Source organism: Roseicella sp. DB1501, assembly GCF_013112485.1.
Classification (GTDB): domain Bacteria; phylum Pseudomonadota; class Alphaproteobacteria; order Acetobacterales; family Acetobacteraceae; genus Paracraurococcus.
This window is the reverse complement of record NZ_JABFHG010000007.1, coordinates 90,568-116,221: the sequence shown is the minus strand read 5'-3', so window position 1 is coordinate 116,221 and position 25,654 is coordinate 90,568. Positions and strand designations below refer to the sequence as shown.

The 25,654-nt window shown below is 72.1% G+C and carries 21 protein-coding genes; 8 read left to right on the top strand and 13 right to left on the bottom strand.

Features of this window, described 5'->3' with window-relative positions:
• Positions 1–12 precede the first annotated feature (12 nt).
• Positions 13–1,527, top strand: coding sequence for a Ppx/GppA family phosphatase (locus HJG45_RS15255; RefSeq protein ID WP_171613175.1), 1,515 nt, complete (start codon positions 13–15; stop codon positions 1,525–1,527).
• Positions 1,528–1,588: 61 nt separating this feature from the next.
• On the opposite strand, the gene HJG45_RS15250 is transcribed toward HJG45_RS15255, so the two are convergent.
• The 4 genes from HJG45_RS15250 to aspS form a co-directional block, all read right to left on the bottom strand.
• Positions 1,589–3,160: an ABC transporter substrate-binding protein gene (locus HJG45_RS15250; protein WP_254452545.1), complete on the bottom strand. Its 1,572-nt coding sequence runs from the start codon at positions 3,158–3,160 to the stop codon at positions 1,589–1,591.
• 16 nt (positions 3,161–3,176) lie between these two features.
• A complete protein-coding gene (locus HJG45_RS15245; protein WP_171612963.1) occupies positions 3,177–4,139 on the bottom strand; it encodes an isopenicillin N synthase family oxygenase in 963 nt (320 codons plus the stop codon).
• A gap of 200 nt (positions 4,140–4,339) precedes the next feature.
• Positions 4,340–5,173: a cell envelope integrity EipB family protein gene (locus HJG45_RS15240; protein ID WP_254452544.1), complete on the bottom strand. Its 834-nt coding sequence runs from the start codon at positions 5,171–5,173 to the stop codon at positions 4,340–4,342.
• A gap of 135 nt (positions 5,174–5,308) precedes the next feature.
• Positions 5,309–7,168 carry an aspartate--tRNA ligase gene (gene aspS, locus HJG45_RS15235; RefSeq protein ID WP_171612961.1) on the bottom strand — a complete coding sequence of 620 codons (1,860 nt, stop codon included), beginning with the start codon at positions 7,166–7,168 and terminating at the stop codon, positions 5,309–5,311.
• A gap of 110 nt (positions 7,169–7,278) precedes the next feature.
• Between aspS and rnd the strand changes: the two genes are divergently transcribed.
• Complete coding sequence (rnd, locus tag HJG45_RS15230; protein ID WP_171612960.1) at positions 7,279–8,457, top strand: ribonuclease D; 1,179 nt, start codon at positions 7,279–7,281, stop codon at positions 8,455–8,457.
• Between the two features lie 106 nt (positions 8,458–8,563).
• Here rnd and HJG45_RS15225 read toward each other — a convergent pair whose 3' ends face one another.
• Positions 8,564–10,147 (bottom strand): ABC transporter substrate-binding protein, encoded by a 1,584-nt coding sequence (locus HJG45_RS15225; protein WP_368040601.1) that lies wholly within the window; start codon positions 10,145–10,147, stop codon positions 8,564–8,566.
• Between the two features lie 185 nt (positions 10,148–10,332).
• On the opposite strand from HJG45_RS15225, the gene HJG45_RS15220 reads away from it, so the two are divergent.
• From HJG45_RS15220 to HJG45_RS15210, 3 genes are all read left to right on the top strand, one after another.
• Entirely contained in the window at positions 10,333–11,214 is an 882-nt protein-coding gene (locus HJG45_RS15220; protein WP_171612959.1) for a TauD/TfdA family dioxygenase, read from the top strand.
• A gap of 82 nt (positions 11,215–11,296) precedes the next feature.
• Complete coding sequence (locus HJG45_RS15215) at positions 11,297–12,964, top strand: Na/Pi cotransporter family protein (RefSeq protein WP_171612958.1); 1,668 nt, start codon at positions 11,297–11,299, stop codon at positions 12,962–12,964.
• A 185-nt stretch (positions 12,965–13,149) separates the two neighbouring features.
• A complete protein-coding gene (locus HJG45_RS15210; protein ID WP_171612957.1) occupies positions 13,150–14,682 on the top strand; it encodes a UxaA family hydrolase in 1,533 nt (510 codons plus the stop codon).
• A 236-nt stretch (positions 14,683–14,918) separates the two neighbouring features.
• Here HJG45_RS15210 and HJG45_RS15205 read toward each other — a convergent pair whose 3' ends face one another.
• The 5 genes from HJG45_RS15205 to HJG45_RS15185 form a co-directional block, all read right to left on the bottom strand.
• Positions 14,919–15,767, bottom strand: coding sequence for a fumarylacetoacetate hydrolase family protein (locus HJG45_RS15205; protein ID WP_171612956.1), 849 nt, complete (start codon positions 15,765–15,767; stop codon positions 14,919–14,921).
• A 70-nt stretch (positions 15,768–15,837) separates the two neighbouring features.
• Complete coding sequence (locus HJG45_RS15200) at positions 15,838–16,587, bottom strand: SDR family oxidoreductase (protein WP_171612955.1); 750 nt, start codon at positions 16,585–16,587, stop codon at positions 15,838–15,840.
• A gap of 147 nt (positions 16,588–16,734) precedes the next feature.
• On the bottom strand, positions 16,735–16,995 hold the full coding sequence (locus tag HJG45_RS15195) for a hypothetical protein (protein WP_171612954.1): 261 nt from the start codon (positions 16,993–16,995) through the stop codon (positions 16,735–16,737).
• Positions 16,996–17,131: 136 nt separating this feature from the next.
• Positions 17,132–18,922, bottom strand: a complete 1,791-nt coding sequence (locus tag HJG45_RS15190) for an IlvD/Edd family dehydratase (RefSeq protein ID WP_171612953.1) — start codon at positions 18,920–18,922, stop codon at positions 17,132–17,134.
• Between the two features lie 79 nt (positions 18,923–19,001).
• Positions 19,002–20,045, bottom strand: coding sequence for an alpha/beta hydrolase (locus HJG45_RS15185; RefSeq protein ID WP_171612952.1), 1,044 nt, complete (start codon positions 20,043–20,045; stop codon positions 19,002–19,004).
• A 148-nt stretch (positions 20,046–20,193) separates the two neighbouring features.
• Between HJG45_RS15185 and HJG45_RS15180 the strand changes: the two genes are divergently transcribed.
• Together HJG45_RS15180 and HJG45_RS29230 are read left to right on the top strand one after the other, a co-directional pair.
• The gene (locus tag HJG45_RS15180) at positions 20,194–21,654 is read left to right on the top strand and encodes an MATE family efflux transporter (protein ID WP_171612951.1); all 1,461 of its coding nucleotides are present in this window, start codon (positions 20,194–20,196) and stop codon (positions 21,652–21,654) included.
• A 26-nt stretch (positions 21,655–21,680) separates the two neighbouring features.
• Positions 21,681–21,803 (top strand): hypothetical protein, encoded by a 123-nt coding sequence (locus HJG45_RS29230; protein WP_302479765.1) that lies wholly within the window; start codon positions 21,681–21,683, stop codon positions 21,801–21,803.
• 154 nt (positions 21,804–21,957) lie between these two features.
• Here HJG45_RS29230 and HJG45_RS15175 read toward each other — a convergent pair whose 3' ends face one another.
• Positions 21,958–22,974 carry an NAD(P)-dependent oxidoreductase gene (locus HJG45_RS15175; protein ID WP_171612950.1) on the bottom strand — a complete coding sequence of 339 codons (1,017 nt, stop codon included), beginning with the start codon at positions 22,972–22,974 and terminating at the stop codon, positions 21,958–21,960.
• Between the two features lie 115 nt (positions 22,975–23,089).
• Here HJG45_RS15175 and HJG45_RS15170 point away from each other — a divergent pair, with 115 nt between their 5' ends.
• Positions 23,090–23,839, top strand: coding sequence for an SDR family NAD(P)-dependent oxidoreductase (locus HJG45_RS15170; RefSeq protein ID WP_171612949.1), 750 nt, complete (start codon positions 23,090–23,092; stop codon positions 23,837–23,839).
• Between the two features lie 224 nt (positions 23,840–24,063).
• On the opposite strand, the gene HJG45_RS15165 is transcribed toward HJG45_RS15170, so the two are convergent.
• Positions 24,064–24,516 (bottom strand): hypothetical protein, encoded by a 453-nt coding sequence (locus HJG45_RS15165; protein WP_171612948.1) that lies wholly within the window; start codon positions 24,514–24,516, stop codon positions 24,064–24,066.
• Positions 24,517–24,604: 88 nt separating this feature from the next.
• Positions 24,605–25,645, bottom strand: a complete 1,041-nt coding sequence (gene tsaD / locus HJG45_RS15160) for a tRNA (adenosine(37)-N6)-threonylcarbamoyltransferase complex transferase subunit TsaD (protein ID WP_171612947.1) — start codon at positions 25,643–25,645, stop codon at positions 24,605–24,607.
• Between the last annotated feature and the right edge of the window lie 9 nt (positions 25,646–25,654).

Genomic DNA, 25,654 nt, shown 5'->3' with positions numbered 1-25,654 from the left:
CGCTTGGACACCATGGTTCCTTCCCATCCGGGTAGCAGGCCCGCCGCCGGCAGCCCCGGCCGCAGCGGCGTCGTCGATCTCGGCTCGAATTCCGTGCGCCTCGTCATCTTCGAGGGCACCGGGCGCAACCCGCTCGCCATCTTCAACGAGAAGGCCGTTCTCGGCCTTGGCCGCGGGCTGCAGGCGAGCGGCCGCCTGAACGAGGATGCGATCGGCCAGGCCCTCACCGTACTCGCGCGCTACCAGGCCGTGGCACGGGCCATGCATGCCGAACCGCTGGAAGTGCTGGCGACGGCGGCGGTGCGCGATGCGAGCAACGGGCCGGGCTTCGTCGCCGCCTTGCAGAAGCGGCTGCCCGGCGTGCCGATCCGCATCCTGCCCGGCGAGCAGGAGGCCGCCCTCTCGGCCGAGGGCGTGCTGCTCGGCTTTCCCGATGCCGACGGCATTCTCGGCGATATCGGCGGCGGCAGCCTCGAGGTGGTGCGGCTGGAGACGGGGCGCGCGACCCGGGCCGCCTCGCTGCCGCTCGGCGTCATCCGCCTCGCCGAGCGGGCGGGCGGCGACGTGGTGCGGGCACGGGCGGTGGCCGAGAAGGAGCTCGGCGGCGTGCCCTGGCTCGCGGAGGGCGCCGGGCGCGATCTCTACCTCGTCGGCGGTGCGTGGCGGGCGCTGGCGCGGATGCACATCGCCCAGACCGGCTACCCGCTCGCCATCGTCCACCACTACGTGCTGCGGCGGGAGGAGGCGCGCGATCTCGCCGGCGTCGTCATGGCCGCCTCGCGCCGGACGCTCGAGCGCATGCCGGGCGCGCCGCAGAAGCGGCTCGGCGACCTCCCCTTCGCGGCGGTGGCGCTGCGGCGGCTGTTGCGCGCGACCGGGGCGGGGCGCGTGGTCTTCTCGGCCAATGGGCTGCGCGAGGGCTGGTATGCCAGGCTGCTGCCGCCCGAGACGCGGGCGGAGGACCCGTTGCTGGCGGCGGCGCGGGAGCTGGCGCTGCGTTGGGGGCGCGATCCTGGCCTGCCGCCGGCGCTGCTCGCCTGGGTCGATCCGGTCTTCGCCGAGCAGGACAGCGCCTCGCGCAAGCTGCGGGAGGCGGCCTGCTGGCTCTCCGATATCGGCAGCCACGACCATCCGGAATACCGCGCCGAACAGGCCTTCCTGCGGGTGCTGCGGCAGAACGGCGTCGGGCTCGACCACCATGCCCGCGCCTTCCTCGCCCTGGTCGCCGCGCTGCGCTACGAGGCCGAGCCGAACGCGCCCTTCATGGCGCCGACCCGGGTGCTGCTGGACATCCCGGCGATCCGCCGGGCCGAGGCGCTCGCGGCGGCGCTGCGCCTTGCCTATACGCTCTGCGGCGGCACGCCGGCGCTGCTCGCCGGCGTCTCGTTGCGGCGGGACGGTGGCCGGCTGGTGCTGCGCCTCGCCGAGGGCGGCGGCGTCTTTGCCGGCGACAGCGTGCTGCGCCGGGTGGAGGCGCTCGGCGCCGCGCTGGGGCTCGAGGCGGTGGTGGTGGTCGAGGACGGTTAAGGCTGCGAGGGGCGGCCCGATCGCGGTGGATGCACCGGTCGCGCATCCACCGCGATCGGTGCTATTTCCGCGCGATGTTCCAGAAGACCGGGAAGGCGAAGGGCACGACGCCGGCGAGGTCCGAGCGGTAGGCGACGGGCGCCGAGAATTGGCCCCCGAGCACGTAGTTGACGTTGCGGTGGAAGGCGGCCTGAAGCTTCGCCGCGATCGCCTTCTGCGCCGCCGGATCGGCGGTTTCGGCCACCTGCGCCAGCAGCCCCTTGGTCTCCTCGTCGCAATACCAGCCCGGATTGTACTCCGAGCAGTCATAGGACACCGCCGGATTGGCGAGCGGGTTGATGAGGTCGATGCCGTTCCAGACGATCGGCGCCACGCTCCAGCCCCCGGCCTCCGCCGGCGCGCGGCTCAGCCGCCGCTGCGCCACCGTCGCATAGTCCGAGGTGCGCAGATCGACGTTGAAGCCCGCCCGTTGCAATTGGTCGGCCATGACCAGCCCGATCGGGTTGAGCAGCGCCGAGCTCTCCGCATGCAGGAAGACGACCGGCTCGCCCTTGTAGCCGCTCTCCTTCAGCAGCGCCCTGGCGCGCTCGATGCCCGCGCCCTTGTACACCCCGGTGCCGGCATCGCTGGTGAGGGGCGCGTCGCACATGTAGATCGAGTGGCACTCCATCGACATGCCGGCGGGCAGGCCGAGCGAGGCCATGACGTCCGGCTGCTCGATCGCCGCCTGCAGGGCGCGGCGGACCTTGATGTCGTTGAAGGGCGGCTGGGCGTGGTTGACGTTGAGGATGGAGACCATCTGCTCCACGCCGCGCTGGCTGGCGATGGTGATGCCGCGGTTCCGCTGCAACATGGGGATGAAGTGGAAGGGCACGATCTCGAGCATATCGAGCTCGCCCGCCTGCAGCGCCGCCACGCGCGTCGCCTGGTCGGGCATGCTGATGAGCTCCACGCGGTCGAGCTTCATCGCCTTGCCGCCGGCCAGCCCGTCCGGCGGCTCGGCGCGCGGGCGGTAGCGCGGGTTACGCTCGAAGACGGCGCGGTCGCCCGGGCGCCAGCTCGCCTGGCGGAACAGCAGCGGGCCGGAGCCGACAACCTCGGGGACCGCCTTGTCGGCCGGCAGGTTGGCCAGCCGTGCCGGCATGATGACGGGAATGGTGTGGCCCGGCTTGCCGAGCGCCTCGATGACGAAGGCGAAAGGCCGGTTCAGGGTCAGCACGAAGCTGCGCGCATCCACCACCTCGAAGCCCCGGGCGCCGGTGAGCATCAGGCGGCCGAGCGCCTCGCGCTTCGCCCAGCGGCGGATCGAGGCGACGCAATCCTCCGCCGTCACCGGCGTGCCGTCGGAGAATTCCAGTCCCTCGCGCAGGCGGAAGCGCCAGGTGAGGCGGTCCTCGCTCACCTCCCAGCCTTCCAGCATCTGCGGATGGTAGCGGCCGGCGCTGTCGATGCCGACCAGCGTGTCATAGACCATGTAGGCGAAGACGCGCGTCGCGTTGATGGTCGTGACAATCGGGTCGAGCACCTGCAGCTCGGTGTTCAGGGAGACGCGGAGCGTCTTCTCCTGCGCGCCAGCGAAGCAGGGCAGCAGGGCGAGCGCGACGGCGAGGAGGAGCGGGCGCATGCGGCGCATGGCGGGGCGCCTCGCCTCAGGCCGCGTTCGCCTTGCGGACATGGTCGTAATTCTGCCCGCGGAACCAGGCCATGTATTGGTCCGTCGTCATCGCCTCGTAGCGCGGCGCCTCGCCGAAGACGGCGCAGCTCGGCAGGCAGTCGATCAGCGTGTCGGGATTGGGGTGGAAGAAGTAGGGGATGGCGTAGCGCGGCCCGCCGGAGGTGTTGAAGGCGCGGTGCGGCGTGGAGATGAAGCGGCCGTTGCTCCAGCGATGCAGGATGTCGCCGGTATTGACGACGAAGCTGTCCGGCACCACCGGCGCGTCGATCCATTCGCCCTCCGGCGTGCGCACCTGCAGCCCCGGCACCTTGTTCTGCGCCAGCAGGGTGATGAAGCTGGAATCGGAGTGTGGGGCGATGCCGTACTCGTTCGCGCCATAGGCGGCGGGCGGGTAATGGGTCAGCCGCAGGCCGGTCAGCGGCGTGTCGCAGAGCGGCGCGAAATAGTCGGCGGGCAGGTCGAGCGCGGTGGCGTAGAGCGGCAGCATCCGCTGCGCCAGCCCGTCCATCGCATCGTAGTAGCGCAGCGCCGTCTCGCGGAATGCTGGCAGGCTGGCGGGCCAGCGGTCCTCCGGACCGGCATCGCCGCCGCTGCGCTTGATGAAGAAGGCCTCGTTCTCGTTCGGCTTGTTGCCGGTGCTGAGGCTGGAGGTGCGGGTGGTGCTGCCGCGCAGCGGCATGTAGCCCTGCAGCACGGGGTTCACCTTCACCGCCAGCTTCTCCTCCAGCGGCAGGGCGTGGAAACGCGCCGCCGCCTCGAAGGTCTCGGCGACCAGGCCGGCCGGCACGCCGTGGTTCACGACGAAGAGGAAGCCGATGGTCTCGCAGATATGGCGAAGCTGCGCGGCGGTGGCCTCGAGTGCGCCCGGCGCCCCGGCCAGGTAGGGACCGAGATCGAGGACGGGAATGGTGGACGCGTTTGCGGCTGCCGCGGCCATGGCGGGTCTCCTGCACGGGTATGGGTATGATTGTTCGAACCGTGTGGCGGAGGCGTTCCTGACAGGCAGGTAATCACGCCGTGCTGCGATGCGTCAAACCGCCCCGCCGCATTCCCCGGCCGGCGACGCAACGAAAAAGCCCCGGCGCGGGGCCGGGGCTTCATCGGGGATGCCTGGGATCTGCGTGGCCGGTGCCGGCCTCAGCAGGGATTGGGCAGGATCGCCAGCTCCTGCAGGGCGCCGTTCACGCTGAACTCGCCGAAATCCATCGACATCTCGTCGGCGACGCCGTTCTCGTAGTAACGCAGCCCCACCTCGTAATCCGGCGCGCTGGCGCCGCCGCCCGAGCCATCATCCTTGCGGTCGAAGAAGGCGACGCGCATCCGCGCGCTGCCGAGCTTCGCCAGGTCGGGGAAACGGGCATTCGGCTGCGGCGGGGTCCAGGCGGAGATCACCGTCGTCGTGTCCTGCGCGCCGTCCGGGCTGGTGCCGTCGAAGAGCGGCACCACCATCATGCGCGTCCCGGCGCGCGCGGCGGCGAGGCTGCGGATGGTGTGGAGCATCGGCAGCAGCGTGCCCTTGGGCAGCGCCTCCTCCTTCTGCTCCGGCTCGGTATAGGTGACGGTGCCGCCATCCGGCGTCACCTCCGCCTCGCCGGCGACGCGCTGGGAAACGGCGCCCTGGCTGGTCTGGGTGAGGCTGAATCGGATCTTCTTTCCGTCCTTCGTCTCGAAGGTCGAATAGTCGGAAGCGGTCTCCACATCCTGCCCGTCGCGATCCGTCAGGCGAAGCTGGAAGCGTTGCCGCGTCGCCCAGCCATCGCAGGAATCGACCACCTCGTAGAGCATCACGCCCTCGGCGCGGGCGATGTCGGAATTGTCGCGCACCTTGTCGAGGGTGAGGCGATAGGCGGCGCGGTGGCCGACCATGGCCTCCACGCCCGGCTCCGCCGCCCGGCCGGGCAGGGCGACCGCCGCGCCGAGCGCGACCAGGGGGACGGTCAACGCGGCGATCAGGAAGCGACGCAGCGGCATCGGGTGGATCCTTCGGTTCATCGATCGCAGCCGAAGCCGGGCGCCGCGGGGCGGATCGGCCCTCGGGACGCCTGCGGCTCCGTCATCACCTTCCGGGAGCATGCCCGGGCTGTCGAGGGACAGCCAGGGATCGATCTAGGAGGCTTTGGCCGGCGCGGCACCCTTCTCGCCGGAACCTTTTTCGCCAGAACCCTTTTCGCCGGGGCCCTTCGCCGGCGGCAGGTCGAGGCGGATGTGCAGCTCCTTCAGCCGGGCCGGCTCGACCGGCGCCGGGGCGCCCATCATCAGGTCCTCGGCCTGCTGGTTCATCGGGAAGAGGATGACCTCGCGGATGTTCGGCTCGTCGGCCAGCAGCATGACAATGCGGTCGATGCCCGGCGCCGAGCCGCCATGCGGCGGCGCGCCGTAGCGGAAGGCGTTCAGCATGCCGCCGAAACGCTGCTCCACCACCTCCGCCGAGTAGCCGGCGATCTCGAAGGCGCGGATCATGATGTCCGGCCTGTGGTTACGGATGGCGCCCGAGGAGAGCTCGATGCCGTTGCAGACGATGTCGTACTGATAGGCCTTGATGGTCAGCGGGTCCTGGCTGTTCAGCGCCTCCAGCTCCCCCTGCGGCATGGAGAAGGGATTGTGGCTGAAGTCGATCTGCCCGGTCTCCTCGTTCAGCTCGTACATCGGGAAGTCGGTGACCCAGCAGAAGCGGTAGGCGTCCTTCTCGATCAAGCCGAGCTCGTTGCCGAGCCGGGTGCGGACCTGGCCGGCGAACTTGGCCGCCGCCGCTTCCTTGTCGCAGGCGAAGAAGACCGCGTCGCCATCCTTCAGGCCTATCGCGTCGCGGATGGCGATCGCCCGCTCGCGCTCGAGGTTGCGGGCGATCGGGCCCTGCGGCTCGCCATTCGCGAAGGTGATGTAGCCGAGACCCCCGGCGCCGCTCTCGCGCGCCCATTCGTTCAGCTTGTCGAAGAAGCTGCGCGGGTTGCCGCCGGCGCCCGGCGCCGGGATGGCGCGCACCACCGCGCCCTTCTCGATGTTGCGGGCGAACAGGCCGAAGGCGCCACCGCGGAACTGCTCGGTCACGTCGCGGATGCGCAGCGGGTTGCGCAGGTCCGGCTTGTCGGAGCCGAATTCCAGCATCGCCGTGTCGAAGGGGATGCGCGGGAAGGGGGCCGGCGTCACCGCCCGCCGGGTGCCGGTGAAATCGGCGAATTCCTCGAAGACGCCGGCCAGCACCGGTTCGATGGCGGCGAAGACGTCCTCCTGCGTGACGAAGCTCATCTCGAAGTCGAGCTGATAGAACTCTCCGGGCGAGCGGTCGGCGCGGGAAGCCTCGTCGCGGAAGCAGGGGGCGATCTGGAAGTAGCGGTCGAAGCCCGCCACCATGGCGAGTTGCTTGAACTGCTGCGGCGCCTGCGGCAGGGCGTAGAAGGTGCCGGGATGCAGGCGGGACGGCACCAGGTAGTCGCGGGCGCCTTCCGGACTGGAGGCCGTCAGGATCGGCGTCTGGAACTCGGTGAAGCCCTGCTCGATCATCCGCCGCCGGATCGAGGTGATGACCCGGCTGCGCAGCAGGATGTTGCGGTGCTGCTTCTCCCGCCGCAGGTCGAGGAAGCGGTAGCGCAGCCGCAGGTCCTCGGGGAATTCCGCCTCGCCCGCCACCTGGATCGGCAGCACCCCGGCCTCGGACTGCACCGCGAGCTCGCGCACCCGCAGCTCGATCTCGCCGGTCGGCAGGCGCGGGTTCACGGTGCCGGGCTCGCGCGGCACCACCTCGCCGGTCAGGGTGACGACGCTCTCCGGCCGCAGCCGGTCGGCGGCGGCGAAGACCGGCGAGCCCTGCGCGACGACGCATTGCGTGATACCGTAATGATCGCGCAGGTCGATGAACAGCAGCCCGCCATGGTCCCGCTTCCGATGCACCCAGCCCGAGAGGCGCGCCGTGCTGCCGGCATCGGTGGCGCGGAGCGCGCCGCAGTCATGGGTGCGGTAGGCGTGCATGGGGCGATCGACCTGGCCTTGCTGGAAGTCGCGGGTAAGAGGGGACCGGGGGCGGTCCTGTCAAGCCGCATGGCTTTCCCGCCGCCTCCCGCGGCGGTAGAAGCCATGCCATGAGCCGCCGTCCGCCCGCCGAAATCCCGGCCCTGATCACCACCAGCGCCGACCTTGCCGCCCTCTGCGAGCGGCTCAGTGGAGAGGCCTTCGTTACGGTCGATACCGAGTTCATGCGGGAGCGGACCTACTGGCCCGAGCTCTGCGTGGTCCAACTCGGCGGGGCCGGGGAGGTCGCGGTGGTGGATGCGCTGGCGGAGGGGATCGACCTCGCCCCGCTTGGCGCCCTTCTGGCCAATCCCGAGATCGTCAAGGTCTTCCATGCCGCGCGGCAGGATGTGGAGATCTTCCTGCTGAAATTCGGCGCCGTGCCGACCCCGCTCTTCGATACCCAGGTCGCCGCCATGGTGGCCGGCTTCGGCGACCAGGTGAGCTATGACGGGCTGGCGCGGGCGCTGGCCGGGGCGCAGATCGACAAGGCGCACCGCTTCTCCGACTGGTCGGCCCGGCCGCTCTCGGCCTCGCAGATCGCCTATGCCGCGGCCGATGTCACGCATCTGCGCCGCATCTACGTGGCGCTGAAGGAGCGGCTGGAGCGGGAAGGGCGGCTCGACTGGGTGGCGGAGGAGATGGCGGTGCTCGCCGAGCCCGCCACCTACCGCACCGAGCCGGAGAATGCCTGGGAGCGGCTGAAGCCCCGCACCACCAACCGCCGCTTCCTCGGCATGCTGCGGGCGATCGCCGCCTGGCGCGAGCGGGAGGCGCAGCGGATCAACATCCCCCGTCAGCGCCTGGTGAAGGACGAGACGCTGCTCGAGCTCGCCGCCACCACGCCGGACAGCCCGGCCGAGCTGGCCCGGGCGCGCGGCATCTCGGAAGGCTTCGCCAAGGGCCGCAGCGGCACCGGGCTGCTCGCCGCCATCAAGGAGGCGCGCTCCCTGCCGGAGAGCGCCCTGCCGGAGCCGCCGAAGGACCGGCACGGCCCCTCGCCCTCGCCGGCCCTGGTGGCGCTGCTGAAGGTGCTGCTCGCCGCCAAGTCGGAGGAGCACCACGTGGCGCCGAAGCTGCTCGCCAGCTCGGAGGATCTCGACCGGCTGGCGGCCGAGGCGCAGCCGGACCTGCCCGCCCTGCATGGCTGGCGGCGCGAGGTCTTCGGCGAGGCGGCGCTGGCGCTGAAATCCGGCCGGCTGGCGCTCGGCGTCGATGGCCGCCGGATCAAGGTGATCGGCGCCGGCTAGACCGTGATCCGCTCACACAGGTTCGCGGATCATGGTCCAGGCCGTTGTTTGATCGCGTGAGTCACGCTTTTCAGTGTTTTCACCTCAGGCGATCATGCTCTGACCCTTAGCCGCGCCGCAGGTTCCACAGGAAGGGGTTCGGCCCCTGCAGCACGCCGGTAAGGTCGGCGCGGAAGGCGGTGCGCAGGCGGAACAGGCCGGTCGGCGCGAAGGGCACGCTGGCCCAGGCCGCCTCCTGCAGCGTCGCCATGGCGCGAGCCTGGCCGGCGGCATCGGGTGCCTCGATCCAGGCCTCCACCGCCGCCTCGCTGGCCGGGTCGCTCGGCCAACCGAACCAGGCGCGCTCGCCATGGCCCCGGATGATCGGGCTGACTGCCGGGTTGGCGACGGCGGCGGCCGGGAAATTCGTGTTGTGCAGGTTCCAGCCGCCCTGCGCCGGCGGCGCCTTGTTGGCCCGGCGGGCGATGATGGTCGCCCAGTCGCTCTCAACCAGCTCGATGTTGACGCCGAGATGGCGCATCAGCTCGGCGCTGACCCGACCCTGCTGGGTGACGGCGGGGAAGTCACTGGGATTGATCAGCACCACCCGCTCGCCCCGGTACCCCGCCGCCCGCAGCGCCTCGCGGGCGCGCTGCATTGCCTGCTCGCCGCCGGGCGCGGCCGGAACTTCGGTTACCCCCGGCAGGCCGCAGGGAAAGACGGCGTGGCATTCCTGCCAGTCCCCCGGCAGGGCGACGGCGGCCATGTAGTCCGACTGCACCAGCGCATCGCGGATGGCGCGGCGCACCGCGACATCGTTGAAGGGCGGGTGCAGCTGGTTGAAGCGCAGGAAGCCGAGGAAGCCGTTGGGGTCGTAGATCTGGGTGCGCAGCGCCCGGTCGCGGTCGAGCACCGGCACGAGATCGGGCAGTGGGTACTCGATCCAGTCGATCTCGCCGGTCTGCAGCGCCGCCGCGGCGGTGCCGCCATCCGGGATCCAGACCAGCTCCAGCCGGTCGAAATGCACCCGCTTGCCGCCGGACGCGGCCTCGGCCGGCTCCTTGCGTGGCTGGTAGGCCTCGTTGCGGGCATAGGTGGCGCGGCTGCCCTGGACGAACTCGCCGGGCAGGAAGCGCCAGGGGCCGCTGCCGATCATCTCGGCGACGCCGATCGGCCGGTCGGCCGGATGCCGGGCCAGGGCTTCCGGCATGATGAAGGCGGGGCTGGCGGCGGGCTTGGCCAGGGCATCGAGCAGGGCGGGGAAGGGGCGGTGCAGGCGGATCACCAGCTCCCGCTCGGCCGGCGCCTCCCAGGCCGCGACCGCCCGCGCCAGCACCTGGCCGAAGCCGTCCCGCACCGCCCAGCGCTGCAGCGAGGCGATGCAATCCGCCGCCCGTACCGGGCTGCCATCATGGAAGCGCAGCCTCTCGCGCAGGCGGATGCGCCAGGTCAGCCGGTCGGCCGAGACCTCCTCGCCCTCGGCCATCTGCCGCTGCGGCCGGAAGCGCGAATCGCAGCCATAGAGTGTGTCGAAGATGCAGTAGCCATGCGTGGTGGCTATGGTGGTGGGGTTGAAGATCGGGTCCAACACCGCCGGCGCCGCCTGCGGCATGAAGCGCAGCACCCGCGCGCGGCCGCCCTCGGCGAGAGCGGGGCCAGCCAGGGCCGGCGCCAAGGCAGTGGCCAGCAGCGAGCGGCGATGCAGTCCCACGATAGTCTCCCCCCAAGGCGGACCGGCCGACCCGAATCCGACAGCGCAGCGGAGGCTGCGCGGCCCGCCGCGTCAACGGCCCCCCTGGCCTGATCCGTCCCATGGAGTCATCGTCGCCCCCGGCGCGAGAGCGCCCAAGCAACGCCCGTCACCGGCCCGCTCAATCCAGCACGGAGACCCGCCCCATGAGCGCCGGCCCGCTTCTCGACCTCGCCCCTCCGCTCGCGGCGCGCCCGCTCGGCGCCACCTTCGGCGCCGAGCTCACCGATGTCCGCATCGCCGGCGACCTGCCGCAGGCGGAGATCGACGCCTTCCTCGACGCCCTGCACCGCCATGGCGTGCTGCTGCTGCGCAACCTGCCGCGGGACCCGGCGGCGCAGGTGGCCTTCAGCCGGCGTCTCGGCGCGCTGGAGCTGCATTCCGCCTCCGCCCATACCCATCCCGAGCATCCGGAGATCTTCTGCGTCGGCAATGTCGAGGAGCCGGGCGGGCTCAGGGCGAATTTCGCCACCGGCGTCGAGCAATGGCATGCCGACAGCAGCTACCGCGCCGTGCCGAGCCGGGCCTCGCTCTTCTACGCCGCCATCGTGCCGCCCGAGGGCGGCGAGACCTGGCTGCTCGACGCCGGCACCGCCTATGAGGAACTGCCGGCGGCGATGCAGGCGCGGATCGAGGGGCTGCGGGCGGTGCATGACCTCAACACCCTCGCGGAATGGAACCGCCGGCACACCCCGGGCAAGCCGCCGCTGTCGGCGGAGACGCGGCGGCGCTTCCCGCCGGTCTCGCAGCCGCTGGTGCGGGTGCATCCGGTGACCGGCCGCCGTTCCCTGTTTCTCTGCCCGGCGGTCATCAGCCATGTCGAGGGGCTGTCGCCGGCCGAGGGCGAGGCGCTGATCGCGGCCTTGATGCGGCACGCGGCGCAGGAGCGCTACGTCTACCGGCATCGCTGGCAGGTGGGCGACCTGGTGATCTGGGACAATCTGGCGACGCTGCACACCGCCAGCCTCTTCGACCACACCCGCTACCAGCGGCTGATGTTCCGGACCACCGTGGCCGGGGCGGTCTGAGCCGGCGCCGGAAGCCTTGAGGCGACGCCGGCCGCACAACCGCTAGGATGGAGGGTCTTGCGGCGGGAGGTGACGGGGGGCGATGCACGAGGCCAGGCTGCTCGTGGAATTGGCGGGCGAGGCGGCGCTGCTGCTCTGGGGCCTGCACATGGTGCAGAGCGGCGTGCAGCGCGCCTTCGGCAGCCGGCTGCGTCACGCCCTCGGCCTGGCGCTCGGCAACCCGCTGCGCGCCTTCCTCGCCGGCCTGGGCGTCACCGCCGTGTTGCAGAGCAGCACCGCCACGGCCCTGATGGTGGGCTCCTTCGCCGCCGCCGGGGCGGTGGCGCTGGCGCCGGCGCTGGCGGCGATGCTCGGCGCCAATGTCGGCACGGCGCTGATCGTCCAGCTTCTCTCCTTCGATGTCTCGGCGGTCTTCCCGGCGCTGGTGCTGGTCGGCGTGGTCGCCTTCCGCCGCGGCCAGCGCACCCGGACGCGCGATCTCGGCCGGGTCGCCATCGGCCTCGGGCTGATGCTGCTCTCGCTGCGCCTGATGCTGGCCAGCATGGCGCCGGTCGAGGCCTCGCCGACCCTGCGCATGCTGCTCACCGCCCTGGCCGACCAGCCGCTGCCCAACCTGCTGCTGGCGGCGGCGATCTCCTGGGCGGCGCATTCCAGCGTCGCCGGCGTGCTCTTCGTCGCTTCCCTCGCCGGCAGCGGCGTCGCCTCGCCCGAGGCGGCGGTGGCGATGGTGCTCGGCGCCAATCTCGGCAGCGCCCTGAACCCGCTGCTGGAGGCGGGCGGCGACCGCGAGGATCCAGGCCGGCTGCGCGTGCCGCTCGGCAACCTGCTGAACCGGCTGGGCGGCGTGGCGATCGGCCTCGCTCTGCTGCCGCAGGCGGTGACGGCGCTGCAGGCGCTGGACCCGGCGCCGGCGCGGCTGGTGGCCAATGCGCATCTCGGCTTCAACCTGCTGACCGCCCTGCTGACCTTGCCGCTGCTGCCGGCGCTGGCGCGACTGCTGCGGCGCCTGTTGCCCGACCGCACCGCCGCCGATCCGGCGGCGCCGCGCTACCTGGACGAGGCGGCGCTCGGCACCCCCTCGGTGGCGCTGGCCAATGCGGCGCGCGAGGTGCTGCGGATGGCCGATCAGGTGGAGGCGATGCTGCGCGGCTCGTCGGAGGCCTTCCGCGACACCGACCGCGACGTGGCCAAGGCGGCAGCGCGGCTGGATGACGTGATCGACCGGCTGCACCGCGCGGTGCATGCCTATCTCGGCCGCATCCCGCGCGAGACGCTGGGCGAGGAGGAGGCGCGGCGGCTGCAGGAGGTGCAGGCCTTCGCCATCGCCCTTGAGCACGCCGCCGACGTGATCGAGCGTGACCTGCTGCGGCACGCCGCCAAGCGGCAGCGGCGCGACGGCGCGCTGGATGGCGAGGCGCTGCAGGAGGTGCTGGCGCTGCACGCGACCTTGCAGGAGCAGCTCCGCCTGGCGATCGCGGTCTTCATGCTGGAGGATGCCGAGGCGGCGCGCGCCCTGGTGCGCGGCAAGGAGGGGCTGCGCGAGGCGGAGCGGGAGGCGGCGCGGCGCCTGGCCGAGGGCGAGGGCAGCGCCGCCGGGCTGCTGCTGGACGCGGTGCGCGACCTGCGCCGCGTCGGGGCGCATTTCGCCCTGGTCGCGCATCCGCTGCTGGAGCGGCGTGGCGAGCTGCTGTCGAGCCGGCTGGCCGGCGATGCGGCCCTGGCCGAGGGGGAGGTGCCGGAGGGCGCGTGAGACGGCGCTGGCCCGCCAACGGGCAGGTATTCCGCAGGCGGGCGGCTGGACCTAGAGCACTTCCCGTTCACCTGCGTTCACGGTAAAAGCTCTAGCCGGTTGTTTTCAGAGCATCTTCACCCGATCAGGTGGGTCCACCTGATCGGGATCTGCTCTAGAATGGCGCCCGCAAGGGAGAGCCCGCCATGGACGCTGTTACCCAGCCGCCGGTCATCCGACTTAACCCGGAGGATGGCGTCGTCATCGCCCGCCAGGTCCTGCCGCCGGGCACGCCGGTTGGCGCCGGCGTCGCGACCGCGGTGCGCATCCCGGCCGGGCACAAGATCGCGGTGCGGCCGCATGCCAAGGGCGAGCCGGTCCGTCGCTACGGCCAGATCATCGGCTTCGCCACCGAGGCGATCGCGCCCGGCCAGTGGGTCCATACCCACAACCTCGCCATGGGCGACTTCGCCCGCGACTACGCCTTCGGCCAGGATGCCCGGTCGACCGAGCCGGTGCCGGTGCCCGCCAACTTCCAGGGCATCCGCCGCGCCGATGGGCGGGTGGCGACGCGCAACTACATCGGCATCATCACCAGCGTGAACTGCTCGGCGCATGCGGCGGAGTTGATCGCGCTCGCCTTCCGCCGCAATCCGCTCACCGGCGAGGATCCACTGGCGGCCTGGCCGAACGTGGACGGGGTGGTGGCGCTCACCCACAAGACCGGCTGCGGCATGACCCAGGGCGAGCCCCTGGCGCTGCTGCGCCGCACCCTGGGCGGCTTCGCCCGGCACGCCAATTTCAGCCATGTCATCGCCATCGGCCTCGGCTGCGAGGTGAACCAGATCGGCGGGCTGCTGGAGGAGCAGAAGCTCGCCGGGCGGCTGCGCAACATGGCGATCCAGGAGATGGGCGGTACCCGCAAGACCGTGCAGGCGGGGATCGACTTCGTCCGCGAGGTGCTCGGCGAGGCCAATGCGGTGCGGCGCGAGACGGTGCCGGCGAGCGAACTCTGCGTCGCCCTGCAATGCGGCGGCTCCGACGGCTATTCCGGCATCACCGCCAACCCCGCCCTCGGCGCCGCCTCCGACCTCGTCGTGCGCCATGGCGGCACGGTGATCCTGAGCGAATCGCCCGAGACCTACGGCGCCGAGCATCTCCTCACCCGGCGCGCCGTCTCCCCGGAGGTGGGGCAGAAGCTGGTCGACGTCATGCACTGGTGGGAGGAGTACACGCGGCGCGAGGGCGCCGAGATGGACGCCAACCCCTCGCCCGGCAACAAGCTCGGCGGGTTGACCACCATCCTCGAGAAGTCGCTCGGCGCCATGGCCAAGGCGGGCAGCACCAACCTCGTCGATGTCGTGCGCTATGCCGAGCCTGTGACGAAGAAGGGCTTCGTCTTCATGGACACGCCCGGCTACGACCCGGTCGGCGCCACCGGCCAGGTGGCGGGCGGGGCCAACCTGCTCTGCTTCACCACCGGCCGCGGCAGCGTCTTCGGCTGCAAGCCTACCCCCTCCATCAAGCTGGCGACCAACACGCCGATGTACGAGCGGATGGAGGAGGACATGGACGTCAATTGCGGCACCATCGTCACCGGCGAGGAGACGGTGCAGCAGGTGGGCGAGCGGATCTTCCGGCTGATGCTGGAGACCGCGAGCGGGAAGCGCAGCAAGAGCGAGAGCTTCGATTTCGGCGCCGCCGAATTCGCGCCCTGGATGCTCGGCGCGACCATGTAATTGATCCCCACGAAACCGCTGCGCGGCTTCGTGGGGATCCCGTGAGTCCCTTCTAGACCATGATCCGCTCACACAGGGTCGCGGATCATGGTCCAGGCCGTTGTTTGATCACGTGAGTCACGCTTTCCGGTGTTTCCACCTCAGGCGATCACGCTCTAGCCCGAGGGGCGTCACAGCCTGCCGAGGCGAAGCCCCGGCAGGGCAACGGGAGGCGAGGGTCGAGACGACCGCGCCGGTCAGCCCTGGTAGGCGACCGTCTTCTGCGTCTGCTCGCCGAGCCCCTCGATGCCGAGCTTCATGGTCTGCCCTGCCTTCAGGAAGACCGGCGGCTTCAGGCCGAGGCCGACGCCGGGCGGCGTGCCGGTGAAGATGACGTCGCCCGGATGCAGGGTGATCATGTGCGAGACGTAGCTGACGATGGTCTTCACGCCGAAGATCATCGTCCGCGTCGAGCCGTTCTGCATCCGCTTGCCGTCGATCTCGAGGAACATCGACAGGTTCTGCGGGTCCGGCACCTCGTCCTTCGTCACCAGCCAGGGGCCGACCGGGCCGAAGGTGTCGCAGCCCTTGCCCTTGTCCCAGGAGCCGCCGCGCTCGATCTGCCACTCGCGCTCGGAGACGTCGTTGCCGACGGCGTAGCCCGCGACATGCTCCAGCGCCTCTGCCTCGGAGACGCATTTCGCGCGGCTGCCGATGACGATGCAGAGCTCGACCTCCCAGTCGGTCTTCACGCTGTTCTTCGGGATGATGACGTCGTCATTCGGCCCGCAGAGGGCGCCGAGCGACTTCAGGAAGACGATCGGCTCCTTCGGCACCGGCGCGCCGGTCTCGGCGGCGTGGTCGGCATAGTTCAGCCCGATGCAGACCAGGTTCTTCATTCCCGCAACCGGCGGGCCGAGGCGCGGCGTGCCCGGCACGGCGGGCAGCGAGGCGGGGTCGAGCGCGGCGAGCTTCTGCAGCCCGGCCGGCGACAGCGCATCCCCGGCGAGGTCGGGGATGCTGCCCGAGAGGTCGCGGATGGTGCCCGAGGCGTCGAGCAGGCCCGGCTTCTCCTGGCCGGCGGGGCCGTAGCGCAGCAGTTTCATGGAAGTCTCCTTGCGATGTCTCGCGCCGGCGCAAAGGGTTGGTGTGGCGGCTTCGCCGCCGGCGCGCAAACTAAAGCGTCCAGCCGCCGTCGATGACGATGGCCTGGCCGGTGACGAAGGTGCTCTCGGGGGCGGAGAGGTAGAGGACGAGCGCCGCGATCTCCTCGGCCGTGGCGAGCCGCCCCATGGCCTGGCGGGCGACGAAGGCGCCGCGCGCCTGCTCCAGCCCGCCGGCCGCCGCGGCGTTGGCGGCGATCCGCTCGCCGAGGCTCGGCGTGTCCACCGTGCCGGGGCAGACGGCGTTGCAGCGGATGCCCCGGGCGACATAGTCGGTCGCCACCGACTTGGTCAGCCCGATCACGGCGGCCTTGGTGGTGCCGTAGAGGAAGCGGTTCGGCGCGCCCTTCACCGAGGAGCAGGCGGAGGCCATGTTGACGATGGCGCCGCCGCCCTTCCCGAGCATGCCGGGCAGGGCGGCGCGGATCGTCTGCCACATCGCCCGCACATTGAGCGCGAAGGCGAAGTCCCAGTCGCCATCGGTGCAGCTCTCGACCGTGTTCTGGTGCACGAAGCCAGCGCAGTTGAACAGCACGTCGAGCGGGCCGGCGGCGGCGAGGGCGGCGGCCACCGCGGCATCGTCGAGCACGTCGAGCGCGCGGGTCTCGATGCCCTCGGCCTCGAGGCCGGCGAGCTTGCCGGCATCGCGGTCGGTGGCGACCACGCTGGCGCCCTCGGCGGCATAGGCGAGGGCCGCGGCCCGGCCGATCCCCTGGCCCGCGGCCGTCACGAAGCACCGCCTGCCTTGCAGCCTGCCCGCCATGTTGCGCGTCCCCGCCCCAGTACCGGCGCCATCATCGCGGCGGCGTCTGCGGCGTCAATGGGGCCGCCAGGGGAAGCCAGGGGCGGGCAGCAGAACGCCGCGGCCCGTCAGGGTCGCGGCGTCAGCGAGGGGATCGATCGCGTGGAGCTACCGGGCCGTGCGGTCGGCGAGGACCACGCGCCGCCCAGGGCGGGCGGTCGGCCCCGTTTGCGCCTGGCGATCCTTCGCCACGGGCGCCGGCTTGGCGTCCTGCGCCATCTGCGTGGTCGGCGGGTCCGGGATGAAGGCGCGCTGGTTCTGCAGCAGGGTGCGCGACGGCGAGTCCGGCGTGGCGTCGCCGCTCTGGGCGAAGGCGGGTGCCGCGCCCAGGCCGAGCAGCAGGGCGGCGGCAAGCGAAATGCGCGGCATGGTCATCGACCTCGTATGGAAGGGGACGGCGCTGTCGCCGGCCCATTGGCGCTAGATTTGGATGGATTGCGCCCGTCTGCCAATGCGAAGTGTCGATGAGACCCATTCGTCGCGCAAATCGCTCCCGGTTTGGAGATCAGTGGTTGTGGCGACTCTCGCCCCTGCTCTCCAAGATGTTGAGATAGAGCGTCGCCGGCTCCAGGCAGGCCCCGGTGCCGAGCTGCCCGACCATGCTGCGCTGGATCTCCTCCCAAGGCGTCTTGTTCGGTAGCTTCGGCGGCTGCCAGGCGGCGCGCCGGGCGGCGAGCTCGGCCTCGGGGATCAGCAGGTCGACCTTGCGGGTATTGAGGTCGATGCGGATCGGATCGCCGGACTTCATCAGGGCGAGGCCGCCGCCGACTGCCGCCTCGGGCGAGACGTTGAGGATGGAGGGGCTGCCGGAGGTGCCGCTCTGCCGCCCGTCTCCCATGGTGGGCAGGGTGTCGATGCCGGCTTTGATCAGCGACGCCGGCGGCTGCATGTTCACGACCTCGGCACTGCCCGGATAGCCGACCGGGCCGCAATTGCGGATCACCAGCACGGTGCGCTCGTCGATGCCGAGCGAGGGGTCCTCGATCCGGTCGTGGTAGTCCTCCGGCCCCTCGAAGACCACGACCTTGCCCTCGAAGACATTCGGCGGGTCGGAGAGGAAGCGGCGGCGGAAGCTCTCGTCGATGACCGAGATCTTCATCACCGCATTGTCGAAGACGTTGCCCGAGAGGATGGCGAAGCCGGCATGCTGCTTCATCGGCGTGCCATAGGCGCGGATCACCTCGCGGTCCGGCTCCTCCAGCCTCTCGAGGTTGGAGGCGTAGCTGCGGCCGGTCACGGTCATGGCGTCGCCATGGATCTTGCCGGCCTGCAGCAGCTCTCGCATCACCGCCGGCACGCCGCCGGCGCGGTGGAAGGCCTCGCCGAGGAAGCGGCCGGCGGGCTGGCAGTCCACCAGCAGCGGGATGTCGTGGCCGATGCGGTCCCAGTCCTCGATCTTCAGCTCGACGCCCATGTGCCGGGCGATGGCGATGATGTGCGGCGGGCAGTTGGTGGAGGCGCCGATGGCCGAGGCGGCGACGATGGCGTTCTCGAAGGCCTGGCGCGTCAGGATGTCCGAGGGACGCAGGTTCTCGTGCACCATCTCGACGATGCGGCGCCCGGTGGCATAGGCCATCTGCCCGCGCTCCCGGTAGGGGCCGGGGATGGCGGCGCAGCCGGGGAGGGACATCCCCAGCGCCTCGGCCAGCGAGTTCATCGACAGCGCCGTGCCCATGGTGTTGCAGTGGCCGACGCTGGTCGCGCTGGAGGCCACGAGCTCCATGAAGCGCTCGTAATCGATCTCGCCGGCCGCGAGCTGCTTGCGCGCCGCCCAGACGATGGTGCCCGAGCCGGTGAGCTGGCCGCGGAAATGCCCGTCCAGCATCGGCCCGCCGGAGAGCACGATGGCCGGGATGTTCACCGTCGCCGCGCCCATCAGGCAGGCGGGCGTCGTCTTGTCGCAGCCGGTGGTCAGCACCACGCCGTCCAGCGGATAGCCGTGCAGCACCTCGACCAGGGAGAGATAGGCGAGGTTGCGGTCGAGCGCCGCGGTCGGCCGCTTGCCCGTTTCCTGGATCGGGTGGATGGGAAACTCCAGCGGGATGCCGCCGGCGGCGATGATGCCGTCGCGCACCCGCTTCGCCAGGTCGAGATGGTGGCGGTTGCAGGGAGCGAGGTCGCTGCCGGTCTGGGCGATGCCGATGATCGGCTTGCCGGATTGCAGCTCGCCCCGCGTCAGGCCGAAATTGAGGTAGCGCTCGGTGTAGAGCGCCGTCATGCCCGGATCCTCCGGGTCATCGAACCAGCGCTGGCTGCGCAGCTTGAAGGGCTTCTTGGTCTGGTCGGAACCCGCCATGGCGATCTCTCCGGAAGGGCGCGAAGCTAGCCCCTGGCGCGCCAGGGTGGAACACCCCGGCGCCGGTGGCGTCTGCGGCTCAGCCCATCGCCTCCTCGAGAAAGACCTGCACCGCCTGGAACAGGGCGCCCCGGTTGCGCTCCATGGCGATGCTGTGGGTGCCCTCGGCCAGCATCACCAGCCGCTTGCCCGGGCTCGCGGTCAGCAGCGGGAAGATCGTCGTCGCCATGGCGGGCGGCGTGTCGCGGTCCCACTCCGCCACCACCAGCAGCACCGGCGCGCGGATCTTGGCCGGGTCGTAGAAGGGTTCCTTGCCCGGCGCCCAGTAATCCGCGAGGTCCTGCAGCACGCCGTTCGGCGCCCGCAGCACCGGCGGGCTCTGCCGCTGCCCCTCGGGATCGGTCGCCCAGGTGACGCCCGCCCAGTGCTCGAACCAGCCGGGCGGGATCAGCGCTGCCGCCTTCTCCGCCGGCACGCCGTTCAGCCAGCGCTGCTTCGCCGCCGCCTGCGTCACCGTGCGATAGGCGCCGAGCGTGCCGCCGTTCGGCCCGATCGGCGGCGGTCCCTGCAGGGTCCAGAGCGGGGCGTAGAGCACCACGCGCTCGACCAGGGCCGGGTTGTCGGCGGCGTAGCGCGCCATCAGCGAGGTGCCCCAGGACCAGCCCATGACGGTGATCTTCGGCAGGCCGCGCCGCTGCCGGATGAACTCGGCGGCGGTGGCGATATCGGCCACCGCCTGCTCGCCGCGCTCGATCGGCGGGCTTTCCGCCGCCGGCTTCGCCATCTCCGGCGGCCGGCTGCTGCGGCCATAGCCGCGCAGGTCGAGGCACCACACGTCGAAGCCGCGGCCGGCGATGTAATCCATCCAGGACAGGCCGCCGAGCGGCAGGTCGAAGGTGGTGCTGGCCGGATAGGTGGCGCCATGGACGAAGAGCAGGGTCCGGTCGGGGCGCGCGGGCTCGGCCTTCTCCGGCCGCTTGTTGCGGAGGAAGAGCTCGATGCCGGCATCCTTCGTCGGCACCATGATCTCCTCGGTCGTCAGGGTCGGCGCCTGGGCCTCCGCCGCGACCGGCAGCAGCAAGGGGGTGGCGAGCGGGGCCGAGAGCAGGGCGCGCCGATGCATGGACGTCTCTCCGGAATTGCTTGACGGCAAGCCTAGAACAGAACGCGGCAGGTCGGGAAAGGCCGCCGGCAGCATGGGGTTAAGGCCGCAGGCCCGCCATGCGGCCGCATCGGGGGACGGAAGGGCGCATCCGGGCTAGGAGGGTGGCATGGATGCCGGCGCCCCCGCCCACCCCCCGGTCCGTCCCTTGGCCGGTCCCGGTCCCGCCGCCCCGGCCGGCTGGCGGGCCGAGGCCTGGGCGATCCTGCGCCTCGCCTGGCCCCTCGCCCTCACCAATCTCAGCCAGCATGTGCTGGCGGTGACCGATGCGCTCATCCTCGGCCGGCTCTCGACCGAGGCGCTGGCGGCGGCGACGCTCGGCGCCAACCTCTACTGGGCGGTGATGGCGGCGCCGCTCGGCACCGCCCTCGCGGCGACGCCGATGCTCGCCCAGGCGCGCGGCACGGGGCAGCGGCCGGGCGGGGCCGGCCGTGGCTGGGTGCGGCAGATGCGTCGCGATGCTCGCAGCGCCCTCTGGGCCTCGCTCGCCCTGCTGCTGCCGGCCCTGCTGGTGCTGTGGTTCGCCGAGCCACTGCTGCTGCGTCTCGGGCAGGAGCCCGGCTTGGCATCCCTGGCCGGGACCTATGTGCGGGCGCTGATGTGGGGGCTGCTGCCCTTCTGCGGCTTCATCGTGCTGCGCGGCTTCCTCGCCGCCATGGAGCGGCCCGGCCCGGCGCTCTGGATCGCCCTGGCCGGCATCCTGGTGAATGCCGGGCTTGGCTGGCTGCTGGTCTTCGGCGCCGGCGACTGGCCTGGCCTCGGCATCCTCGGCGCCGGCCTGGCCAGCACGCTGGTGAACGCGGCGATGCTGCTCGGCCTGCTCGGCCTCATCGCGCGCGACCGGCAGCTCGGCCGCTTCCGCCTGCTCGGGCGGTTCTGGCGGCCCGATCCGGCCCGGCTGCGCGAGGTGCTGCGCATCGGCCTGCCGATCAGCGGCAGCATGCTGCTCGAGATCGGCGTCTTCAGCGCCGCGGCCCTGGCGATGGGCTGGTTCGGCGCGGTCGCCGTCGCCGCCCATGCCGTGGCGCTGCAGGTCGCGGCCACCACCTTCATGGTGCCGATGGGCATCGGCCAGGCGGCGACGGCGCGGGTCGGGCTCTGCATCGGCGCCGGCGCGGCCGGGGCGGCGCGGCGGGCCGGCTGGGTGGCGATCGCCCTCGGGGCCGGCTTCATGGCGGCGATGGCGCTGCTGCTGCTGGCGCTGGCCGGGCCGATCGCCCGCGGCTTCCTCGGGGCCGGCGATCCCGCGGCGACGGAGGCGGCGGCGCTCGGCGCGGTGCTGCTGACGGTGGCGGGCGTCTTCCAGCTCGCGGACGGCGTGCAGGCGGTCGCCGCCGGAGCGCTGCGCGGGCTGAAGCATACCCGGGTGCCGATGCTGCTGGCGGGGCTCGGCTATTGGGGGCTCGGCATGCCGGTCGGGCTGCTGCTGGCGGCGCGCCTCGGCCTCGGCCCGGTCGGACTCTGGATCGGCCTTGCCGCCGGCCTCGCCTGCGTCGCGCTGCTCATGCTGCGGCGCTGGCGCCGCCTGTCCGAGGCTTCACTCGACCGGACGGCCGACGCCCGGGCATAGCCGGCCAGCCATCGAGGGACCCGACCATGCGATTCGCCGCCCTGTTGCTGCTCGGCCTGCTGACCGCCTGCGACCAGGTGAAGCCGAGCCCGGTCGGGACGAACTGCGTGCATTACGGCCGCAACCCCATGCCGGTCTGCACCAACTGAGGCCGACGCGCGCCCCTGCCGCGACGGACGCCCCTCGAAAACGGCGCCACCCGTTGCCCTGCCGCGGCTTCGCCGCGGCAGGCTGTGACGCGCCTCGGACCTGAGGGCACACCGGGGTACCCATGACGGCGCGTAGCGACGTCGTGGGGATTGCCTAATCACTCTCCGGCGGGATGACATTGCTGCGCAGCCCGTCCACCAGCACGTCGCGCATGGTCTCGATGCCCTTGCGGCGGATGTCGTCCCAGGCCTCCGGCGTGTGGAAGGCGATGTGCGGCGTGATCGCCAGCCGTCCCGTCAGCCAGGGCTCCCGCGCCCGGTAGGCGCGCAGCAGCGAGGGCAGCGGCTCGCGCGGCGGTTCCTCCGGGATCACGTCGAGCCCGGCCCCGGCGATGTGGCCGTCCCGCAGGCAGCGCTCCAGCGCGTCGATATCGAGGATCGGGCCGCGCGCCGTGTTCACCACCACGGCGTTCCGCGGCAGCAGCCGCAGCTCGCGTTCGCCGATCAACCCGCGCGTGGTGCGCGTCAGCGGGCAATGGATGGAGAGCACGTCGGATTGCGCCAGCAGCTCGTCCAGCGTGCGGGCGCGGGCGATGCCGAGCGCCCGGTCCCAGCCATTCGGCTGGTAGGGATCGTGGAACACCACCTGGTAGCCGAGCGCCCTGGCCCGCAGCGCCGCGGCGCTGCCGATGCGCCCGAGGCCGAGGATGCCGAAGCGCTGCACCTCCTGCCGCCGGTGCAGCGGCGAGGGCATGACCGCCCAAGGGGCCGGCTGCTCCCCGCGCTGGGTGTCGTGATAGAGCAGCAGCCCGCGGCGCAGCGAGAGGGCGAGCAGCACGGCGAACTCGGCGACCTCCATCGTGCCGTAATCCGGCAGGTTGGCGACGAGGATGCCGCGCGCGGCGCAGGCGGCGCGGTCGACGCGGTCATAGCCGACGCCCATGCGGACGACGACCTTGAGGCGCGGGAAGCGGGCGATCTGCTCGGCCGGCACCGCCATGCGCAGCGTCATCAGCCCGTCCACCTCGGCGAGCAGCGCATCCGGCAGCTCGGCGAGGCTCGCCTTGGCATGGCCCTGCAGGATGCGCACGCCCGGGCCGAGGATCTCCTGCTCGAGCCTGGTATCGGGATAGAGCCCCTCGGGCTCGAGCACCGTCAGCGTCACGCGCATCCCCCCATGAATCAATCAGGCGGGTGAGGATGCGGGCGGGTGCCGCCGGCGGCAAGCGGGGTGCTTCCGCGGATCGTCGCCGCGCCGCATGATCGCGGGGCAAGCGGAGGCGACGATGGCGGAGCGCAGATACCTGGTCACCGGCGCGGCGAGCGGCATCGGCGCCGCCCTCTGCCGGCTGCTCGCCGGCCCCGGCGTGGCGATCGCCCTGCACACCCGCAAGAACCGCGCCGGCCTCGAGGCGGTGGCCGAGGCGGTGCGGCAGGCGGGCGGCCGGGCACAGCCGCTGCTCGGCGATCTCGCCGAGGCCGGGGCGCCGGAGCGGGCGGTGGCGGAGGCGGCCGCGGCGCTCGGCGGGCTCGACGTGGTGGTCGCCAATGCCGGTTTCGCCGACCGCACACCGGTCGCGGCGCTCAGCGACGCCGCCTTCACCGCCAGCCACGACGCCATCACCCTGGCCCTGCTCCGCCTCGCCCGCGCGGCGCAGCCGCATCTGGCGGCCGGCGAGCAGCCGCGCCTCGTTGCCGTCTCCTCCTTCGTCGCGCATGTTTTCCGGCTGGAGCAGCCGCTCTTCCCGGCCTCGGCCGCCGCCAAGGCGGGGCTGGAGGCGCTGGTCCGGGCGCTGGCCATCGAATGGGCGCCCGGCATCACGGTGAATGCGGTGGCGCCCGGCTTCACCCGCAAGGACCCCGGCGCGCATGCCGCGCTCGACCCCAAGGCCTTCGAGGAGCGGATCGCCCGCATCCCGCTGCGCCGCCTGGGCGCGCCGGAGGATGTGGCGGCGGCAATTGCCTTCCTGGCCTCGCCGGCGGCCGGCTACATCACCGGGCAGGTGCTGCATGTGGATGGCGGCATCACCGCCTAGAGCGTGACCGCTTGAGGCGGACTCACCGAACAGCGTGAGTCACGCGATCAAGCAACGGCCTGGACCATGATCCGCGACCCTGTGTGAGCGGATCATGGTCCAGGGAATTCCCCACGACGTCGCTGCGCGCCGCCGCGAGGGCTCCGTGATTCGCGCCGGGCGAGAGATGCGTCACAGCCTGCCGCGGCAGGGCCGCGGCAGGGCAACAGGGGGCGCCGGCCGCGTCAGGCCGAGCCGGCCTCGGCCCGGTCGATGCGGCGGAGCGCTGCGATCAGCATCAGCGCGGCGGCGAGCAGGGCGACGAGGCCCCAGCCGGGATCGATCCAGGTCTGCGGCGAGCCGCTCATCGCCTCGATGGCGGTCCGCACCCCGCTCGCCTGGGTGACCGCCGCCAGCAGCGCGCCGATGGCCGGGGCGAAGATCATGATGGCTGCGGCGGCCGCGATCGGCAGGCGAAGCGCGCGCAGCGAGGGCAGCAGGGCGGCAGCGACCGCGAGCGCCAGCACCGCGAGCTTCAGCAGGGTCATCAACGGCACCGCCTGCCAGGCGGAAAGGCCGAGCAGCGTGCGGTCGGTGCCCCGGAAATGCAGCACCGGCAGGAAGAAGGCGGCGATCACCGCCAGCCCCACCCCGCCGAACAGCAGCGCCAGCGCGGCGCCATCCCTCGATCGATCCATGGAACTCTCCCATTCTTCCGGGTCTTGAGCGCCCGGGATGGAGAGACTGTAACCATTCGGTTATAGCAGGCGAGGGAAATCGGCGCGGCTAAGCCGCCATCCCGTCGAGCGGCCAGCGCGGGCGCGGCGCATGGCCGAGTTCGTCCACCAGGCCGAGGCGCAGCCGCTGCAGCCCGGCCCAGGCGACCATCACGGCATTGTCGGTGCAGAGCCGGATCGGCGGCGCGACCAGCGGCAGGCCGCGCGCCTCGGCCGCGCCGGCCAGGGCCGCCCGCACCGCCGCATTGGCGGCGACGCCGCCCGCCGCCACCAGCGCGGTCGCCGCCGGCATCAGGGCGAGGGCGTTGCGCGCCCGGTCGGCCAGCACCGCGGCCACCGCCGCCTGGAAGGCCGCGGCGATATCCGCCCGGTCGCGCTCCGTCGCCACGCCCGGCAGCCGGGCCAGCGCATGCGCGACGGCGGTCTTCAGCCCGGACCAGGAGAAGTCGCAGCCCGGCCGGCCGAGCAGCGGCCGCGGCAGCGGGATGCGCGCCGGGTCGCCCCCGGCCGCCAGGCGCTCCAGCGCCGGCCCGCCCGGCCAGGGCAGGCCGAGCAGCTTGGCCGCCTTGTCGAAGGCTTCGCCCACCGCATCGTCGAGCGTGGTGCCGAGCCGCCGGTAGCGGCCGATGCCGGCGACCTCGACGCATTGGCAATGGCCGCCCGAGAGCAACAGCAGCAGATAGGGAAAGCGCACCGGTTCCGGCGTGATGCCGGGCAGGGTCGCGGTCAGGGCATGCGCCTCAAGGTGGTTCACCGCGACGAAGGGCAGGCCATGCGCCAGGGCGATGCCCTTGCCGAGCGTCGCGCCGACGATCAGGCCGCCGATCAGCCCCGGGCCGGAGGTGGCGGCGACGCCGGCGAGCCCGGCATAATCGAGCCCGGCCTCGCGCATCACCTCCTCGATCAGCCGCGGCAGGTGGTCCAGATGCGCCCGCGCCGCGATTTCTGGCACCACGCCGCCATAGGGGGCGTGCTCGGCCTGCTGGCTCAGCACCGCCTCGGCCAGGATGCTGCCATCCGCCCGGAGGATCGCCGCCGCGGTCTCGTCGCAGCTCGATTCCAGCCCCAGCACCGCCGCGCGGTCGTCCATCCCACCTTT

Excerpts from the sequence above, each read along its gene's own strand:
- HJG45_RS15240 (WP_254452544.1), bottom strand. The coding sequence starts at position 5,173 with ATGCCGCTGCGTCGCTTCCTGATCGCCGCGTTGACCGTCCCCCTGGTC.
- tsaD (WP_171612947.1), bottom strand. The coding sequence starts at position 25,645 with ATGGACGACCGCGCGGCGGTGCTGGGGCTGGAATCGAGCTGCGACGAG.
- HJG45_RS15205 (WP_171612956.1), bottom strand. The coding sequence starts at position 15,767 with ATGAAACTGCTGCGCTACGGCCCCGCCGGCCAGGAGAAGCCGGGCCTG.
- HJG45_RS15215 (WP_171612958.1), top strand. The coding sequence starts at position 11,297 with ATGCACGAGGCCAGGCTGCTCGTGGAATTGGCGGGCGAGGCGGCGCTG.
- rnd (WP_171612960.1), top strand. The coding sequence starts at position 7,279 with ATGAGCCGCCGTCCGCCCGCCGAAATCCCGGCCCTGATCACCACCAGC.
- HJG45_RS15255 (WP_171613175.1), top strand. The coding sequence starts at position 13 with ATGGTTCCTTCCCATCCGGGTAGCAGGCCCGCCGCCGGCAGCCCCGGC.
- HJG45_RS15185 (WP_171612952.1), bottom strand. The coding sequence starts at position 20,045 with ATGCATCGGCGCGCCCTGCTCTCGGCCCCGCTCGCCACCCCCTTGCTG.
- HJG45_RS15250 (WP_254452545.1), bottom strand. The coding sequence starts at position 3,160 with ATGCGCCGCATGCGCCCGCTCCTCCTCGCCGTCGCGCTCGCCCTGCTG.
- HJG45_RS15190 (WP_171612953.1), bottom strand. The coding sequence starts at position 18,922 with ATGGCGGGTTCCGACCAGACCAAGAAGCCCTTCAAGCTGCGCAGCCAG.
- HJG45_RS15175 (WP_171612950.1), bottom strand. The coding sequence starts at position 22,974 with ATGCGCGTGACGCTGACGGTGCTCGAGCCCGAGGGGCTCTATCCCGAT.
- HJG45_RS15210 (WP_171612957.1), top strand. The coding sequence starts at position 13,150 with ATGGACGCTGTTACCCAGCCGCCGGTCATCCGACTTAACCCGGAGGAT.
- aspS (WP_171612961.1), bottom strand. The coding sequence starts at position 7,168 with ATGCACGCCTACCGCACCCATGACTGCGGCGCGCTCCGCGCCACCGAT.
- HJG45_RS15180 (WP_171612951.1), top strand. The coding sequence starts at position 20,194 with ATGGATGCCGGCGCCCCCGCCCACCCCCCGGTCCGTCCCTTGGCCGGT.
- HJG45_RS15245 (WP_171612963.1), bottom strand. The coding sequence starts at position 4,139 with ATGGCCGCGGCAGCCGCAAACGCGTCCACCATTCCCGTCCTCGATCTC.
- HJG45_RS29230 (WP_302479765.1), top strand. The coding sequence starts at position 21,681 with ATGCGATTCGCCGCCCTGTTGCTGCTCGGCCTGCTGACCGCCTGCGAC.
- HJG45_RS15200 (WP_171612955.1), bottom strand. The coding sequence starts at position 16,587 with ATGGCGGGCAGGCTGCAAGGCAGGCGGTGCTTCGTGACGGCCGCGGGC.
- HJG45_RS15220 (WP_171612959.1), top strand. The coding sequence starts at position 10,333 with ATGAGCGCCGGCCCGCTTCTCGACCTCGCCCCTCCGCTCGCGGCGCGC.
- HJG45_RS15170 (WP_171612949.1), top strand. The coding sequence starts at position 23,090 with ATGGCGGAGCGCAGATACCTGGTCACCGGCGCGGCGAGCGGCATCGGC.
- HJG45_RS15195 (WP_171612954.1), bottom strand. The coding sequence starts at position 16,995 with ATGCCGCGCATTTCGCTTGCCGCCGCCCTGCTGCTCGGCCTGGGCGCG.
- HJG45_RS15165 (WP_171612948.1), bottom strand. The coding sequence starts at position 24,516 with ATGGATCGATCGAGGGATGGCGCCGCGCTGGCGCTGCTGTTCGGCGGG.